The following is a 13,694-nucleotide window of genomic DNA, read 5'->3' on the forward strand; positions in this document are numbered from 1 at the left end:
CTACGCGACCCGTGCGAGACCGTCCGCGCGGCCCGCCTCCGCGGCCCGCATCCGCGGCCCGTCGGCGCGGTCCGCGCTCGGCGCGACACCGGCGGACCCGTCCGAAGACCGTCGTCGGGGGCGGCGCAAACAGCCAGGGATATCACCGTCGTAGGGCTTCTGACCAGGTATTTCATGGGGGCGTTCAGGTTGCGGTCAGGTTGTGCGCGCGTTCGTGAAAGTCATGCTCCGCAAGCCGCCAAGCCTCGGTAAAGGGACCCGTGGAAAGCGCGTTCTGTCGTGTCATCGTGCTCGCCATGACCACTGAGCAACTCCTCGACGAGCGGCCTCTCGTCCCGCTGCGCGCCATGGCGAACAAGGTGCCGCAGGTGACCGCGTACTTCTGGATCATCAAGGTCCTGACCACCGGAATGGGTGAGACCGCGTCGGACCTCCTGGCGCACGTGTTCGGCCCGATCCCGGCGGTCGCGCTCGGCGGTCTCGTCCTGGTGGTCTCCCTCGCCGTGCAGTTCGCGGTCCGCCGCTACATCGCCTGGGTGTACTGGACGGCCGTGGTCATGGTCAGCGTGTTCGGCACGATGGCCGCCGACGTGCTGCACGTCGGACTCGGCGTGCCGTACGCGGTCTCCACCCCGCTGTTCGTCGTCGTGCTGGCCGCCGTGTTCGCCCTCTGGTACGCCGTCGAGCGGACCCTGTCGATCCACAGCGTCCGTACCCGCCGCCGGGAGGCGTTCTACTGGGCCGCCGTCCTCGCCACCTTCGCCCTGGGCACCGCCGCCGGTGACCTGACGGCCTCCGACGGCTTCGGCTACCTCGGCTCGATCGCCCTGTTCGGGGCGGCGATCTGCGTGCCCGCGCTGGCGCACCGCTTCGCCGGCCTGAACGCCGTGGCCGCCTTCTGGGGCGCCTACGTGATCACCCGGCCGCTCGGCGCCTCCCTCGCCGACTGGATGGCGGCGAGCCACCGGCACGGCGGCCTCGCGTTCGGGCTCGGGCCGGTCACCGCCGCCTGGACGGCGGCCATCGTCGCGTTCGTCTGCTACGTCGCCGTGTCCCACCGGGACTCCCCGCGCGGCTCGGCGCTCTGACGACTCTCCTCCCGCCGCCGCTTTCCATGTGCCCGCCCCGGTTCGAGGGAGCGGGCACTTCGGCGTCGTACGGGAGTGGCGTCGTACGGGCGTGGCGTCGCACGGGCGTGGCGTCGCACGGATTCGGCGTCGTACGGATACGACGGCGTGCGGGCTCGGCGTCGTACGGATACGGCGTCGTACGGGATCGGCGGCGCCCGGGTACGCCGTCAGCCCGCGGGCAGGCTGACGGTGAAGCGGGCCCCGGGGGCGTGACCGGGGTCGCAGGAGACCTCGCCGCCGACCGAGCGGGCCAGTCGTCGGGCGAGCGGCAGCCCCAGTCCGGCGCCGTCGTGGCCGTCGCCCGGGTCGGCGCGGCGGCCGGGCAGGAACAGTTCGCCCAGGAACGCGGGCGGCACGCCGGGGCCGTCGTCCACGACGTCGATGAGTACGGCCCCGGGGCCGCGCCGGGCGTGCACGGTCACCCGGTACTTGGCGTAGCGGGCCGCGTTGGACAGCACCGGCGCGACGACGCGTTCGAGGAGGCCGGGGACGATCCCCACCGTCGTCTCGGGGGTCCCGGTCTCCAGTACGGCCTTGACCCCGGCGGGCGTGTCGAGGTGCTCGACCATGCGCCGCAGCACGGGGACGACGTCGGTGGTGCCGGGCGTGGACGTGCCGTCCATGTCCTCGCGGGCCTCGTGCAGCAGGGTGTCGCAGATGGTCCGCATGGACCGGGTCGCCTCGGAGATCACCTCGTGGGTCGCGCGGGTCTCCTCCTCGGTGCGGGGGCGCGCCCGCCACCAGTCGAGTTCCATGACGATGCGGGTCAGGGGGGTGCGCAGTTCGTGGGACAGCTCACCGGTCAGCTGCCGTTCGTGGCGCAGCACGGTGCGTACGCGGTCCAGCAGGGCGTCCAGCGAGTCGCCCAGCCTTGCCAGCTCGGCCGGGTGGTCCGCCGAGCCCAGGCGCTCCGCGGAGGTCACGGCCCGCCGCTCGGTCGCCCGGTCGGTCATGGCGCGTACCGGGCGCAGCGCCCGGCCGACCGCGAGACGCGTCAGCGCGTAGGTGCACACCAGCATGACCGCGTCCAGGATCAGCGAGCCCAGCAGCAGTGTGCCGGCCGAGCTGCGGTAGGGGCCGAGGTCCAGGGCGGTGACCACGGTGGCGGTGCGGCTGCCGTGCACCGGCCGGGCGCACAGCCGGACCGGCGGGCGGTGGCGGGTCGCGTCCAGTGTCGTGCAGGCGGAGCGACGCCGGGCGGCGAGCCGGAGCGCGGCCCGTGTCGACGCGCTGTGGGCGGTGGCGGACGGGGGTTTCTCGATCAGCCGGGTTCCGGAGTAGACCCAGACGTTGCTGTCGAGGAGTCCGTCGTCGGGGGTCTCCAGGACCCGCACCCGCGTCCCGCGCACGTCGACGGCCGCGGCGGCGGCCGCCGCGCGGGTGCGCAGTTCGTCGTCCGCCTGATGGCGCAGGTGCTGGTCCATGACGAGGTTGAACACCAGGGTCAGCACCGTCATCAGCAGCGCGGCGCCGGTCACCGCGAGCAGCGAGAGCCGTCCGCGCAGGGTGCGCGGGGTCAGGCGGCGCAGGAGGGCCCTGGGGGTGGCACGGCTCGACGGGGCCCGGGAGGTCGTGCGGTGCGGGAGGGTGCTCATGAGAGCCGGTGCCCGACGCCGCGCGTCGTGCCGATGCCCTGGGTGCTGCCCGCCTCGCGCAGCTTGCGGCGCAGCCGGGTCACGTACTGGTCCAACGTGTTGTCACTGACCTGCGCCCCCTCGGGCCAGCCCGCCCGGACCAGGTCCTGGCGCGACACGAGGGCGCCGTCCGCGGCGGCGAGCGTGGCCAGCAGCCGGAACTCGGTCGGGGACAGCGGGAGGCGGAGCCCGCGCACGGTCATGCCGTGCGTCACCCCGTCCAGGACGAGGTCGCCGGCCGAGGCCCGGGGCCGCGGGACGGCCCGGCGCAGCGCGGCCTTGAGGCGGGCGGCCAGTTCGCTGAGGTGGAACGGTTTGGGCAGGTAGTCGTCGCCCCCGGCGGAGAACCCCGACAGCCGGTCGGTGAGCTGATGACGGGCGCTGAGAAAGATGACCGGCGCCCGGAACCCGCCCGCGCGCATGGCCTGGCACACGTCCCGGCCGTCCGCGTCCGGCAGCCCGATGTCGAGTACGGCGGCGGCGATGTCGCTGCCGGCCAGCCGCACGGCGGTGGCCCCGTCGGCGGCGGGCACGGGGGTGAACCCCTCCTCGGACAGGCCGCGGCGCAGCATGTCCCGCAGGGCGTGGTCGTCCTCAACGACCAGGATCTTCGGGTGCATGGTCCTCCGTTCGCACCTCGGCGGCACGGGCCGGGCCCGTGCCGGACGACGGGGGCGGCCACCGGGTCGCCGCCCCCAGGCACAGCGCCAGCCAGCCGGTGGCGAACAGCCAGCCGCCGAGGACGTCGGTGGACCAGTGCACGCCCAGGTAGACGCGGGTGAGCCCGATCGCCACGGCCCAGCAGGCGGCGAGGGCGCGCAGCGGGGTGGCCACGCGCGGCGAGCACAGGCTGAGCGCGGTGATCAGTACCCCCGCGGTCATGGCCGACGTGCTGGTGTGGCCGGAGGGGAAGGCGTAGCCGCCGGCGTCCGTCGCCCAGAACGTGTGCGGCGGGCGGGCCCGGTGGACGGCCTCCATCACGCCGTAGCGCAGGCTCTGGCCGACCGCGAGGAAGGCGACGCACAGGAGGGCGGCGCGTGCGCGCTCGCGCGGGGTGCGCCCGAGGGCCAGGCCGGCGAGCGCGACCAGGGTGTACGGGACGACGCCGCTGCCGGTCGCCGTGAGGGCGCGGGCCACCTTCACGGCCGTGTCGGACCGGTGGCCCACGGCCCAGGACAGGCAGGCGGAGTCCGGTCCGAACGGCGCGCCGCCGCGGCTGACGACCAGCGCGGTGAGCGCGCCGAAGAGGAGCCAGGCCGCGGCGCCCGCGTACAGCAGGCGTGCGTCGGTGCGGCTGCTTCCCGGGAGGCGGGGGAGACGGGGTCGATTCATGAAGTGTGCGGCGGGGGATCGAAGGGGACCGGGGTCACGGACGTCCGCCGTTCGCCTTGGCGGCCCGGCGGCCGCGCAGCGCTTCGAGGAGGAGCGGGGTCAGCGAGACGGCCACGATCAGCGCGACCAGCGGCAGCAGGTAGTGGTCGACGTTCGGGACCGAGGAGCCCAGCGCGTATCCCGCGAGGATCAGTCCGACCGTCCAGGCCAGCCCGCCCACCGCCTGCCAGAGCGTGAACGTCCGCGCGGGCACGCCGAGCGCTCCGGCCATCGGGTTGAGGACGGTGCGCACCACCGGGATGAACCGGGCCAGGACGATGGCCTTCGCGTGCCCGTACCGTCCCAGCAGTTCCTCGGCCCGCTTCATCCCCTCGTGCAGCCGCGGCGAGTTGCTGCGGGCCAGCAGGGTCCCGCCCGCCTTCCGCCCGATCAGGTAGCCGCACTGCGCCCCGGCCAGCGCGCCGACCGCCGCCAGCACCAGCAACGGGCCCAGCGACAGCTTCACGGGCCGGTCCGCCGCCCCGGTGCACAGCAGCCCCGCCGTGAACAGCAGCGAGTCGCCGGGCAGGAAGAACCCGACCAGCAGCCCGGTCTCGGCGAACAGCACGGCGCACACGCCGAGCACGCCGAACGCGGCCAGCAGCGACTGGGCGTCGAGCACGTTCACGGCCAGCTGCGAGGCGAGGACCGGGGGAGTGGCCATGAGACCGGGGCCTTTCCGTGGAGGACTCGAGGGATCGGAGACTGACGTACGGGTCCGAACGACTACGACGGAGTAGACGGTCTACGGAACTGTAGACGGTCGGCGCGGCGCGATCGTTCCCGACGTGCGGGCCGCGCACTGATCGACGCGGAGTTCCCCCAGGTGAGGGCCGCCTCTCCACGCGTCAAAACAGGCGGCTAGCATCGCCGGAGACGTGCAGCCCGGAGGATCGAGAACCGTGACACCGCTGATCGAGGCCTACGACGGCGGCCCGCTGGTCGCCGGGGAGCCGCTGGTGGCCCGGCCGGGCTTCTGGTCGAACCATCTGCTGGGCTCGTGCTGCCGTCACGCGGAGGCCTCTCCCGAGTGGTTCGGCGACGACGGAGCCGACGCCGACGCCCTGTCGGACGTGCTCATGGACCCCGAACGGTGGCCCGTGTTCCGGCTGCCGGTGACGGACGGGCACGCCGTCGTGGTCGTCTACCGCAATCTCGTCGGCGACCACGCACTCGACTTCCTGCTCACCGCCCCGCAGCTGAGCGGCGCGCACGCGAGTGTGCGGAGGATCGCCAGTTGCGGAGGGGATCTGGAGGGGTCCACCCTCACCTGGCGCGAACTGGTCCGGATGGCCGACGGCGGCCGTGCCGGTCATGGGGTCGACGACGGTCGTGACGGCTCCGGAGCCGACGGCGTCACGGACCCGGCCGTCCGGCTCCTGCTGCTGCTCCCGCTGCTCAGGGAGGGCGCCGTACCGGACGAGGCGGCGGACGTGCTCACCGCCGCCCTGGTCGCGGTCGGGGCCCCGCCGGAGACGGCCGCCGGCACGGCGGAACACCTCCTCGACGACGCGGCGAGCGGCCCATGGCACGACCCGGCGTGGCGCTCGCCGCTGAGCGGGGGCACGGCGGCGTCCGCCCCCGTACCCGGCGGAATCCTCGCGCGCCTGGGAATCGACTGAGGTCCCCCGGCGGCAGGCCCTCCTACCCGGCCCCGTTCGCGCGGAAGGCGCGCCGGTAGGCCGCGGGCGTGGTCCGCAGGGCCTCGTGGAAGCGGCGGCGCAGGTTGACGGCCGAGGAGAGGCCGACCCGGCGCGCGATGGTCTCCACCGGCAGGTCGGTCTCCTCCAGCAGCGCCCGGGTCGCGGCGATCCGCCGGTCCAGCAGCCAGCGCCCGGGGCTGACGCCCAGCTGCCGGGTGAAGCGCCGGGTCAGCGTACGGGCCGAGACCTGCGAGCGGAGCGCCATGTCGGCGACGCTGACCGGCTGTTCCAGTCGCTCGGACAGCCAGTCGAGCAGCGGGGCGAGCGAGTCGGCGACCGGTCCGGAGGCGGGCGGTTCGGCGTACTGCAGCTGGCAGCCCTCGCGGTGCGGCGGCATCACCAGCTGCCGGGCGATCCGCATCGCGTACGCGGCCCCCTGGTCGGCGCTCACCAGGTGCAGGCACAGGTCCACGCCGGCCGCCGCTCCCGCGCTGGTGGCGACGTCGCCATGGTCGACGTAGAGCACCGCCGGATCGACCCGCACCCGCGGGAACCGGTCGGCCAGTTCGGCGGCGCGGGCCCAGTGGGTGGCCGCCCGCCGGTCGTCCTGCAGTCCGGCGGCGGCGAGCACGAAGGCCCCCGAGCAGAGGCCGGCGATCCGCGCACCGCGCCCGTGCGCCCGCCGTACCGCCACGACCACCGACTCCGGCACCTCCGCGTCGCCCGGCCGCCCCCAGCCCGGGATCACCACGGTGTCGGCGCGCTCCAGCGCCTCCAGGCCCGCGGCGACCAGCAGGTCGTAGCCGGCCTGGGTGCGGACCGGGCCCGGGAGTTCCGTGGCGACCTCGAACGTGTACCGGGCGGGGATCTCCGGGCCGTGCTCGCCGAACATCTCGCTCGCGCAGGCCAACGCGAAGGTCGCCTGCGGGGGTTGGACCAGGGCGACGACCCGGTGGGGTGCCGGCGGCTTCGGTGGCGGGCCATGCCTCATGGCGCGAAAGTACCCGAACATGTCGTTCGGGACACTGGGATCGGCGGATTGGTCCAGTCCAATATGTGATGCGTGACCACCGCGCAGACACCGAAGCCGAGACGGAAGCAGAAGTCGAAGCCGAACCGAGTGCCGAAGCCGAACCGAGTGCCGAAGCGGACGACCGGCGCGACTCCTCGATCACCCACCGGACGGCCCCCGTTGTGGGACCAGCCCTTCACCCTCTACTTCGCCGCCCGCGCCGTCTCGCTCGTCGGTGACGCGATGATGCCCGTGGCCGCCGCGCTCGCCGTCGGCGCGGTGTACGGCATCTCCGGCGTCGGCTACGTCCTCGGCGTCTGGACCGGCACGTTCGTGCTCCTGGTGCTGTTCGGCGGGGTGTTCGCGGACCGGCTCGGCGCGCGCCGGATGATGGTGGGCGCGGACCTGGTCCGGGTGCTCACCCAAGGGGCCCTGGCGGCCGCGTTCTTCGCCGGTACGCCGCCGTTCTGGCTGCTGGTGATGATGGCGGGCCTGGCCGGTTCGGCCACCGCGATGTTCCAGCCCGGCGTGAACGGCATGGTCCCGCTGGTCACCCGAGAGCCCCAACGGGCCAACGCCACACTGAAGGTGGCCGACGCGCTCGCCCAACTCCTCGGCCCCGCCCTGGCCGGAGCGCTGATCGCGCTGACCGGCGCGGGCACCGTCTACGCCATCGACGCCGCCACCTTCCTGCTCAGCGCCCTGTGCCTGGCCCTGATCCGGATCGTCCCGCACCCCGCCGACTCCGTTGTCCGTCAGGGAAGTTCACTCCGCGACGAGCTCCGTCAGGGGTGGCGGGAGTTCCGCGCCCGCACCTGGATGTGGGCGGTCATCCTGATCTGGGTCGGTTACGGCATCCTGCTCTTCGGCCCGCTGGTACCGCTCAGTTCGGCGCTCATCAGCGCCCGGCTCGGCGCCGACGCGTACGGTCTCGCGGTCTCCTTCCTCGGGGTCGGCACCGTGCTGGGCGGGCTGCTGGCGCTGCGGCTGCGCCCGGCCCGGCCGCTGGCCGCCGGAGCGGTGGCCATGGTGCTGTACTCCGTGCTGCCGCTGTGCGTGGCGGTCGGCTCCGGCCTGCCGGTGCTGCTGGCGGGTTACGCCCTCGGCGGGGCGGCCTGGGCGTTCTGGTCGGTGATGTGGGCGACCAGTGTGCAGACCCACACCCCGTCCGCCGTACTCAACCGCGTCACCGCGTACGAGCAGGCCGGCTCGGTGTCCGGCATGGCCCTCGGCCAGATACTGGCGGGGCCGGCCGCCGCGCTGGCCGCCCCGGGACGCCTGCTGCTGGTCTCGGCGGCCGCCTGCCTCGCGGGCTGCGTGGCCCTGTTCGCGACCCCGGCGATCCGCACCCTGCCCCGGGCCGCCGCCCCCGCCGAACGCGACGTCCGATGCACGCCAGCGGTCGTGGCGCGGGGCGGCAATGCTCGATCCCATGAACCGACTTGAAGGAAACGTGGCCCTGATCACGGGCGGCAGCCGGGGTATCGGGGCCGCCGTGGCGGAGCGGCTGGCGGAGGAGGGCGCGGACGTCGTCCTGACCTATGAGCACGGGGCCGAGCGGGCCGGCGCGGTGGTCGAGCGGATCGAGGCCCGCGGGCGCCGGGCGCTCGCCGTCCGGGCCGACAGCGCGGTCCCGGCGGAAGTGACCGCCGCGGTGGACGAGGCCGCCGCGAGGTTCGGCAGGCTCGACATCCTGGTCAACAACGCGGGCGTCTTCCTCGTCGGCCCGCTCGAGGAACTGGGCCCGGCAGAGATCGACCGCACCCTCGCGGTCAACGTCCGGGCGCCGTTCGCGGCCTCCCGGGCGGCGGTGCGGCACATGGAGCGGGGCGGCCGGATCATCAGCATCGGCTCCAACATGGCGGGGCGCGCGGTCTTCCCGGGCATGGCCCTGTACGCGATGAGCAAGACGGCCCTGGTAGGGATGACGAAGGGGCTGGCCCGGGAGCTCGGCCCGCGGGGGGTCACCGTCAATCTGGTGCACCCCGGGCCCACCGACACGGACGCCAACCCCGCCGACGGGCCGAACGCCGAGACGATCGCCGGCCTCACCGCGGTCGGCCGCTACGCGCGGGCGGCCGAGATCGCCGCCACCGTCGCCCATCTGGCGAGCGCGGACGGCGCGTACATCACGGGAGCCGCGATCCACGTCGACGGCGGCTTCACGGCCTGACCCGGCGGTTCACGGCTTGACCCGGCGGCTGACGGCCTGACCTCGCGGCTCACGGCTTGACCCGGCGGCTGACGGCCTGACCTCGCGGCTCACGGCTTGACCCGGCGGCTGACGGCCTGACCTCGCGGCTCACGGCTTGACCTGGTGGCTCACGGTCCGACCCGCCACCCTGGTCGGACCGTTGGCCGTCGTCCGCCCCGTGGCCCGGTCTCCCGCAACTCTCCCGGACCGCTCCGCTCTCCCTCAGGTCCCCTCGGCCGCTCTCCTCACAGATCCACGCCGATCCCCCACCCCCGCGCACGGGCGACGTCGTGGGCCACGCGGGCCGCCGCGACGTCGAGCGCCGCGTGGCCGGTGGACTTGAACAGCGTGAGCCCGGCGCCGTCGCGGCCCGGGTGGTCGCCCGCGAGGACGGAGCCCAGGAGGGTGACCGTACGGTCGGGGGCGAGGCCCTGGAGTTCGTGGGCGCCGGCCGGGGGAGGGGCGGCGGCCGCGCCGGGCCACTCGGCGAAGAGCGCGGCGTCGCGCACCGTGGCGGCGTCGAGTTCGGGGCCGTGGGAGCCGCCGACCGAGGACACGTGGGTGCCGGGTGACAGCCACTCCCGGCGGACCACGGGTGCGGTCGCGCCGGTCGTGCAGAACACCACGTCGGCCCCGCGCACCGCGTCCTCGATGCCGGCGGCCGCCCGCGCGCCGGGGTGCAGCGCGGCGGCCTCGGCGGCCCGCAGCGGGTCGCGGCCCCCGACGGCCACCTCCGCGTCCGGCCGTACGACCGCGAGGAGTGCCAGTTGGGCACGGGCCTGTGCCCCCGTGCCGACCACGGCCACCCGGCCGAGGCCGGGGTCCGCGGCCAGCGCCAGCGCGCTGTGGGTGGCGGACGCGGCCGTACGGATCTCGGTGAGCGACTCGGCGTCCATCATCGCGAGCGCCCGCCCGTCGCGTTCGTCGAAGAGCGCCACCAGCCCCCGGTGGAAGCTGCGTCCCGGGCGCCTCGGGTCGCCGGTGACGGTCACCAGTTTCGCGGCCAGGCCGACGCCGGGCACGTAGCCCGGCATGGCCCCGAGCAGCCCGGCGGGCGTGAACGCGGCGATCCGCGCGGGCACCGAGACCTCGTCGCGCGCCACCGCGATCAGCGCGCGCCCGACGGCCTCCAGTACGGCGGCCGGTTCCAGCGCCGCCGCGGTCCGTGCGCGGTCCAGGACGAGTACGCCGTTCACCGGCTGCCTCCCGAGGTGTCCGAGCCGGCCGTCAGGGCCGTCTCCAGTTCGTCCGTGGCGCGCCGCAACTCCCGCTCGCAGTCGGCCAGTCGGGTCGCGTCGAATTCGGCGTCCGGGCCGACGACGGTCAGCGCGCAGACCGGCGCGCCCGCCGTCGGCACCACGGCCCGGCTGAGGGAGGCGACCACCTTCTCGTTGCGGCCGTGCTCCACGGCCACACCGGTGCGTTCGACCTCGGCGAGTTCACCGGACAGGGTCCGCGCCTGCGGGCCCTCCGCTTCGGGGAGTCTGCCCAACCACCGCTGCCGGGCCTCCGGTTCGAGCGCGGCGACCAGGGCGAGCGGGCCGGCGAAGCGCCGTACCGGAAGGAACTCGCCGCGCAAGTGGCTGATCATGGCGAGCCGTTCGGGCCGGACCACGTCGATCACGCGGGAGCCGCCGTCCTCCAGGACCTGGAGGTTGACCATCATCGAGGTCCTTGCGGAGAGCCGCTCCATGACCGGACGGGCCAGCGCGGTCAGCGAGTTGCCCGCCGCTGAGGCGGACATCCGCAGGACGGCGGGGCCCGGCAGATAGCGGTCGCCGGCCCGCAGCACCCAGCCCCGGCGGACGAGGTCGAGCAGGATCCGGTAGGCGGTGGCGCGGTGCAGGTCGACCTCGGCGGCCAGATCGGTGAGCCGGACCGGATGCGGCGCGCGGGAGACGGCCTCGACCAGGTCGAGCGCCTTGTCCACGGCCGACCGGGCGGCGGGCCGCCCGTCCTGGGGTGCGTCGGGCTGGGGTGCGTCGGGCACGAAGCGGCCCCTCCTTCTCGTCCTCGTCGTCCGTGTCGTCGTCCTGGCCGGGCGCGCAACGACCGATGCGTTCCCGCCCCCACGCGGAAGGAGCGTTGCGTCCCCCATGCGGAACGAGTGTGTGGTTCCTCCACGCGGAAGGATCGTTGCGTTTCTCCGCCGGGCCTGGAGTACAGTACCCGCAGTTTCAACACACGATACAGCTGTTACGGAGAGCGTAACAGCCTCGCGGACAGAGGTGACCATGACCGACCTGCCCCCGGGCGCCCCCACCCCCTGGGCGCCACCGCCTGCCGGAACCGTCACCGTCTACCGGGGTGCCACCCTGTTCGACGGCACCGGCAGCGCGCCCCGGCCGGGCACGACGATCGTCACCGACGGCGCCACCCTGCACACCGTGGCCGACGACGCCGACCCGCTGCCGGCGATCGCCGCCGACGCGCCGCAGGTCGACCTCGACGGGCGCTTCGTCGTCCCGGGCCTGGTCGACACCCACCAGCACCTGGCCACCCCGCCCAACCGGCCCGTCGCCGAGGCGGTGCTCCGCCGGCTCGCCTACAGCGGTGTCACCGCGATCCGCGACATGGCCGACGACCTGCGCCACATCGGCGACCTCGCCCGAGCCGCCCTGATCGGCGAGATCCCCGGCCCCGACATCCGCTACGCCGCCCTCATGGCCGGGCCGACCTTCTTCGACGACCCGCGCACCCACAGCGTCAGCCAGGGCGCCGAACCGGGCGCCGTGCCGTGGATGCAGGCCATCACCCCCGACACGGACCTGCGGATCGCCGTCGCGCTCGCCCGCGGCACCCACGCCGCCGCGATCAAGGTCTACGCGGACATGGACGCCGGGACGGTCGCCGCCATCACGGCCGAGGCCCACCGGCAGAACATCCCCGTCTGGGCGCACGCCGCGGTCTTCCCCGCCTCGCCCGGCGAGGTCGTCGCCGCCGGCGTCGACAGCGTCTCGCACGTCACCCTGCTCGCCTTCGAGAACTCGGCCGCGCCCCTGAGTCACTACAAGACGAAGCCGCCCGTCGAGTACGACCGCTTCGCCGGGAGCGACGACCCCCACCTGGCCGCCCTGTTCGCAGCCATGCGCGAGCGCGGCACGATCCTCGACGCCACCGCCTCCATGTGGACCAGCGACGAACTCCGCGGCGACACCGCCGAGTCAGTCGAACGAGCCCGCCTGAACGCCGAGTTGGCCGCCGTCGTCACCGCGCAGGCGCACCGCGCGGGCGTCGCGGTCGTCACCGGCACCGACTACGAGACCGACCCCGGCGACCCGTTCCCCGCCCTCTACGACGAACTCGCCTTCCTCGTCGAGCGCTGCGGCATCCCCACCGCCGACGTCCTGCGCTCCGCGACCCTCGTCGGCGCCCGCGCGGCCGGCATCGACGCGATCGCGGGCAGCGTCGAGCCCGGCAAGCTCGCCAACTTCGCCGTCCTGGACGAGAGTCCGCTGGCCGACATCCGCAACCTGCGCTCCATCACCACCACGGTCAAGCGCGGACACCGCTACGACCGCGCCGAGTTCGAGAAGGAGGGGCAGTGAGCCCCGACCCCACCACCACGCCCCTGATCGTCAACGCCCTGGGGCAGCTCGACAACCCCAACGCGCCCGCCTCCCAGGAGGCCGCCGCCCATCTGAACCCGTCGAGCGACCAACTCACCGTCGACGCGCGCGCGATCGCGGACGCCCACGCCTCCGGCCTGACCGCCGTCAACATCACGCTCGGCTACACCATGGGCGACCTGCCGCCGTACGAGCACACCATGGACGAGATAGCCGTCTGGGACCGGATCGTCGAGCGCCACCACGAGGACCTGCTGAAGGTCCGCACGGCCGACGACATCCGCCGCGCCCACCGCGAGGGCCGCCTCGGCGTCATCTACGGCTTCCAGAACGCCGTCGCCGTCGGCGAGGACCCCGACCTGATCGACACCCGCGTCGCCACCTTCGCCGGCGCCGGCGTGCGCGTCATCCAGCTCACCTACAACCAGGCCAACCACCTCGGCGACGGCTCCATGGCCCCCGCCAACCGCGGTCTGACCCCCTTCGGCCACCAGGTCGTCGAGGCCCTGAACGACCACCGCGTGATGGTCGACCTCTCCCACAGCGGCGAGAACACCTGCCTCGACGCGGCCCGCACCTCGCGCCGGCCCGTCTCCATCAACCACACCGGCTGCCGTGCCGTCGCCGACCTGCCGCGCAACAAGACCGACGAGGAACTGCGCCTGGTCGCCTCCCGCGGCGGTTTCGTCGGCATCTACTTCATGCCGTTCCTCAACGTCACCGGCCACGCCACCGCGGCCGACGTCGTCGACCACATCGTGCACGCCGTGAACGTCTGCGGCGAGGACCACGTCGGCATCGGCACCGACGGCGGCACCACCGCCATCGACGACCTCGACGCCTACCGTGCCCAGCTCGCCGACCACGTCGCCGCCCGCCAGGCCGCCGGCGTCGGCGCGGCCGGCGAACGCGCGGACACCTACCCGTTCGTCGTCGACCTCCGCGGCGTCGACCAGTTCCGCGACCTGATCCGCCTCCTGGAGAAGCGCGGCTACACCTCCGACCGCATCGAAAAGATCATGGGCCGCAACTTCCTCGACTACGCGGACCGCATCTGGACGGCGGCCTGACCCACGACCGGCCCGGGGCGGCGTCCGGCACCACACCTCCGGTGCCGGGCGCCGCCCCGTCCTCGAGTCCC

General features: G+C 74.3%; 13 protein-coding genes. 6 read left to right on the top strand and 7 right to left on the bottom strand.

Features of this window, described 5'->3' with window-relative positions:
• Positions 1–296 precede the first annotated feature (296 nt).
• Positions 297–1,088 (top strand): COG4705 family protein, encoded by a 792-nt coding sequence (locus tag WN71_RS29395; protein WP_046589516.1) that lies wholly within the window; start codon positions 297–299, stop codon positions 1,086–1,088.
• Between the two features lie 209 nt (positions 1,089–1,297).
• Here WN71_RS29395 and WN71_RS29400 read toward each other — a convergent pair whose 3' ends face one another.
• The 4 genes from WN71_RS29400 to WN71_RS29415 are packed head-to-tail and all read right to left on the bottom strand — an operon-like array spanning position 1,298 to position 4,799.
• Positions 1,298–2,725, bottom strand: a complete 1,428-nt coding sequence (locus WN71_RS29400; RefSeq protein ID WP_046589468.1) for a sensor histidine kinase — start codon at positions 2,723–2,725, stop codon at positions 1,298–1,300.
• On the bottom strand, positions 2,722–3,384 hold the full coding sequence (locus tag WN71_RS29405) for a response regulator transcription factor (RefSeq protein ID WP_046589466.1): 663 nt from the start codon (positions 3,382–3,384) through the stop codon (positions 2,722–2,724). The genes WN71_RS29400 and WN71_RS29405 overlap by 4 nt, the downstream gene beginning before the upstream one ends.
• Positions 3,359–4,096 (bottom strand): phosphatase PAP2 family protein, encoded by a 738-nt coding sequence (locus WN71_RS29410; RefSeq protein ID WP_079178201.1) that lies wholly within the window; start codon positions 4,094–4,096, stop codon positions 3,359–3,361. Before WN71_RS29410 ends, WN71_RS29405 begins: the two co-directional genes overlap by 26 nt.
• Positions 4,097–4,130: 34 nt before the next feature.
• Positions 4,131–4,799 carry a DedA family protein gene (locus tag WN71_RS29415; RefSeq protein ID WP_046589464.1) on the bottom strand — a complete coding sequence of 223 codons (669 nt, stop codon included), beginning with the start codon at positions 4,797–4,799 and terminating at the stop codon, positions 4,131–4,133.
• Positions 4,800–5,037: 238 nt separating this feature from the next.
• Here WN71_RS29415 and WN71_RS29420 point away from each other — a divergent pair, with 238 nt between their 5' ends.
• On the top strand, positions 5,038–5,757 hold the full coding sequence (locus tag WN71_RS29420) for a hypothetical protein (RefSeq protein WP_046589461.1): 720 nt from the start codon (positions 5,038–5,040) through the stop codon (positions 5,755–5,757).
• 22 nt (positions 5,758–5,779) lie between these two features.
• Here WN71_RS29420 and WN71_RS29425 read toward each other — a convergent pair whose 3' ends face one another.
• Positions 5,780–6,769 carry a GlxA family transcriptional regulator gene (locus WN71_RS29425; protein ID WP_046589459.1) on the bottom strand — a complete coding sequence of 330 codons (990 nt, stop codon included), beginning with the start codon at positions 6,767–6,769 and terminating at the stop codon, positions 5,780–5,782.
• A gap of 201 nt (positions 6,770–6,970) precedes the next feature.
• On the opposite strand from WN71_RS29425, the gene WN71_RS29430 reads away from it, so the two are divergent.
• Positions 6,971–8,236: an MFS transporter gene (locus WN71_RS29430; protein ID WP_079178202.1), complete on the top strand. Its 1,266-nt coding sequence runs from the start codon at positions 6,971–6,973 to the stop codon at positions 8,234–8,236.
• Positions 8,223–8,963: an SDR family NAD(P)-dependent oxidoreductase gene (locus tag WN71_RS29435; protein WP_206300170.1), complete on the top strand. Its 741-nt coding sequence runs from the start codon at positions 8,223–8,225 to the stop codon at positions 8,961–8,963. Before WN71_RS29430 ends, WN71_RS29435 begins: the two co-directional genes overlap by 14 nt.
• 266 nt (positions 8,964–9,229) lie before the next feature.
• Here the strand turns inward: WN71_RS29435 and WN71_RS29440 are convergent, their stop codons facing one another.
• Together WN71_RS29440 and WN71_RS29445 are read right to left on the bottom strand one after the other, a co-directional pair.
• Positions 9,230–10,180 carry an ornithine cyclodeaminase family protein gene (locus WN71_RS29440; protein ID WP_046591097.1) on the bottom strand — a complete coding sequence of 317 codons (951 nt, stop codon included), beginning with the start codon at positions 10,178–10,180 and terminating at the stop codon, positions 9,230–9,232.
• Positions 10,177–10,974 (bottom strand): IclR family transcriptional regulator, encoded by a 798-nt coding sequence (locus WN71_RS29445; RefSeq protein ID WP_046591096.1) that lies wholly within the window; start codon positions 10,972–10,974, stop codon positions 10,177–10,179. Before WN71_RS29445 ends, WN71_RS29440 begins: the two co-directional genes overlap by 4 nt.
• 244 nt (positions 10,975–11,218) lie before the next feature.
• Here WN71_RS29445 and WN71_RS29450 point away from each other — a divergent pair, with 244 nt between their 5' ends.
• Both WN71_RS29450 and WN71_RS29455 read left to right on the top strand, forming a co-directional pair.
• Positions 11,219–12,532, top strand: a complete 1,314-nt coding sequence (locus tag WN71_RS29450) for an amidohydrolase family protein (protein ID WP_046591095.1) — start codon at positions 11,219–11,221, stop codon at positions 12,530–12,532.
• Positions 12,529–13,623: a dipeptidase gene (locus WN71_RS29455; protein WP_046591094.1), complete on the top strand. Its 1,095-nt coding sequence runs from the start codon at positions 12,529–12,531 to the stop codon at positions 13,621–13,623. Before WN71_RS29450 ends, WN71_RS29455 begins: the two co-directional genes overlap by 4 nt.
• The last annotated feature ends 71 nt before the right edge of the window (positions 13,624–13,694 follow it).

The sequence above is a fragment of the Streptomyces mangrovisoli genome (genome assembly GCF_000974985.2).
Classification (GTDB): domain Bacteria; phylum Actinomycetota; class Actinomycetes; order Streptomycetales; family Streptomycetaceae; genus Streptomyces; species Streptomyces mangrovisoli.

What these genes read in the sequence shown, in the direction of transcription:
- WN71_RS29395 (WP_046589516.1), top strand. Translation starts at nt 297, where the DNA reads ATGACCACTGAGCAACTCCTCGACGAGCGGCCTCTCGTCCCGCTGCGC.
- WN71_RS29400 (WP_046589468.1), bottom strand. Translation starts at nt 2,725, where the DNA reads ATGAGCACCCTCCCGCACCGCACGACCTCCCGGGCCCCGTCGAGCCGT.
- WN71_RS29405 (WP_046589466.1), bottom strand. Translation starts at nt 3,384, where the DNA reads ATGCACCCGAAGATCCTGGTCGTTGAGGACGACCACGCCCTGCGGGAC.
- WN71_RS29410 (WP_079178201.1), bottom strand. Translation starts at nt 4,096, where the DNA reads ATGAATCGACCCCGTCTCCCCCGCCTCCCGGGAAGCAGCCGCACCGAC.
- WN71_RS29415 (WP_046589464.1), bottom strand. Translation starts at nt 4,799, where the DNA reads ATGGCCACTCCCCCGGTCCTCGCCTCGCAGCTGGCCGTGAACGTGCTC.
- WN71_RS29425 (WP_046589459.1), bottom strand. Translation starts at nt 6,769, where the DNA reads ATGAGGCATGGCCCGCCACCGAAGCCGCCGGCACCCCACCGGGTCGTC.
- WN71_RS29435 (WP_206300170.1), top strand. Translation starts at nt 8,223, where the DNA reads ATGAACCGACTTGAAGGAAACGTGGCCCTGATCACGGGCGGCAGCCGG.
- WN71_RS29450 (WP_046591095.1), top strand. Translation starts at nt 11,219, where the DNA reads ATGACCGACCTGCCCCCGGGCGCCCCCACCCCCTGGGCGCCACCGCCT.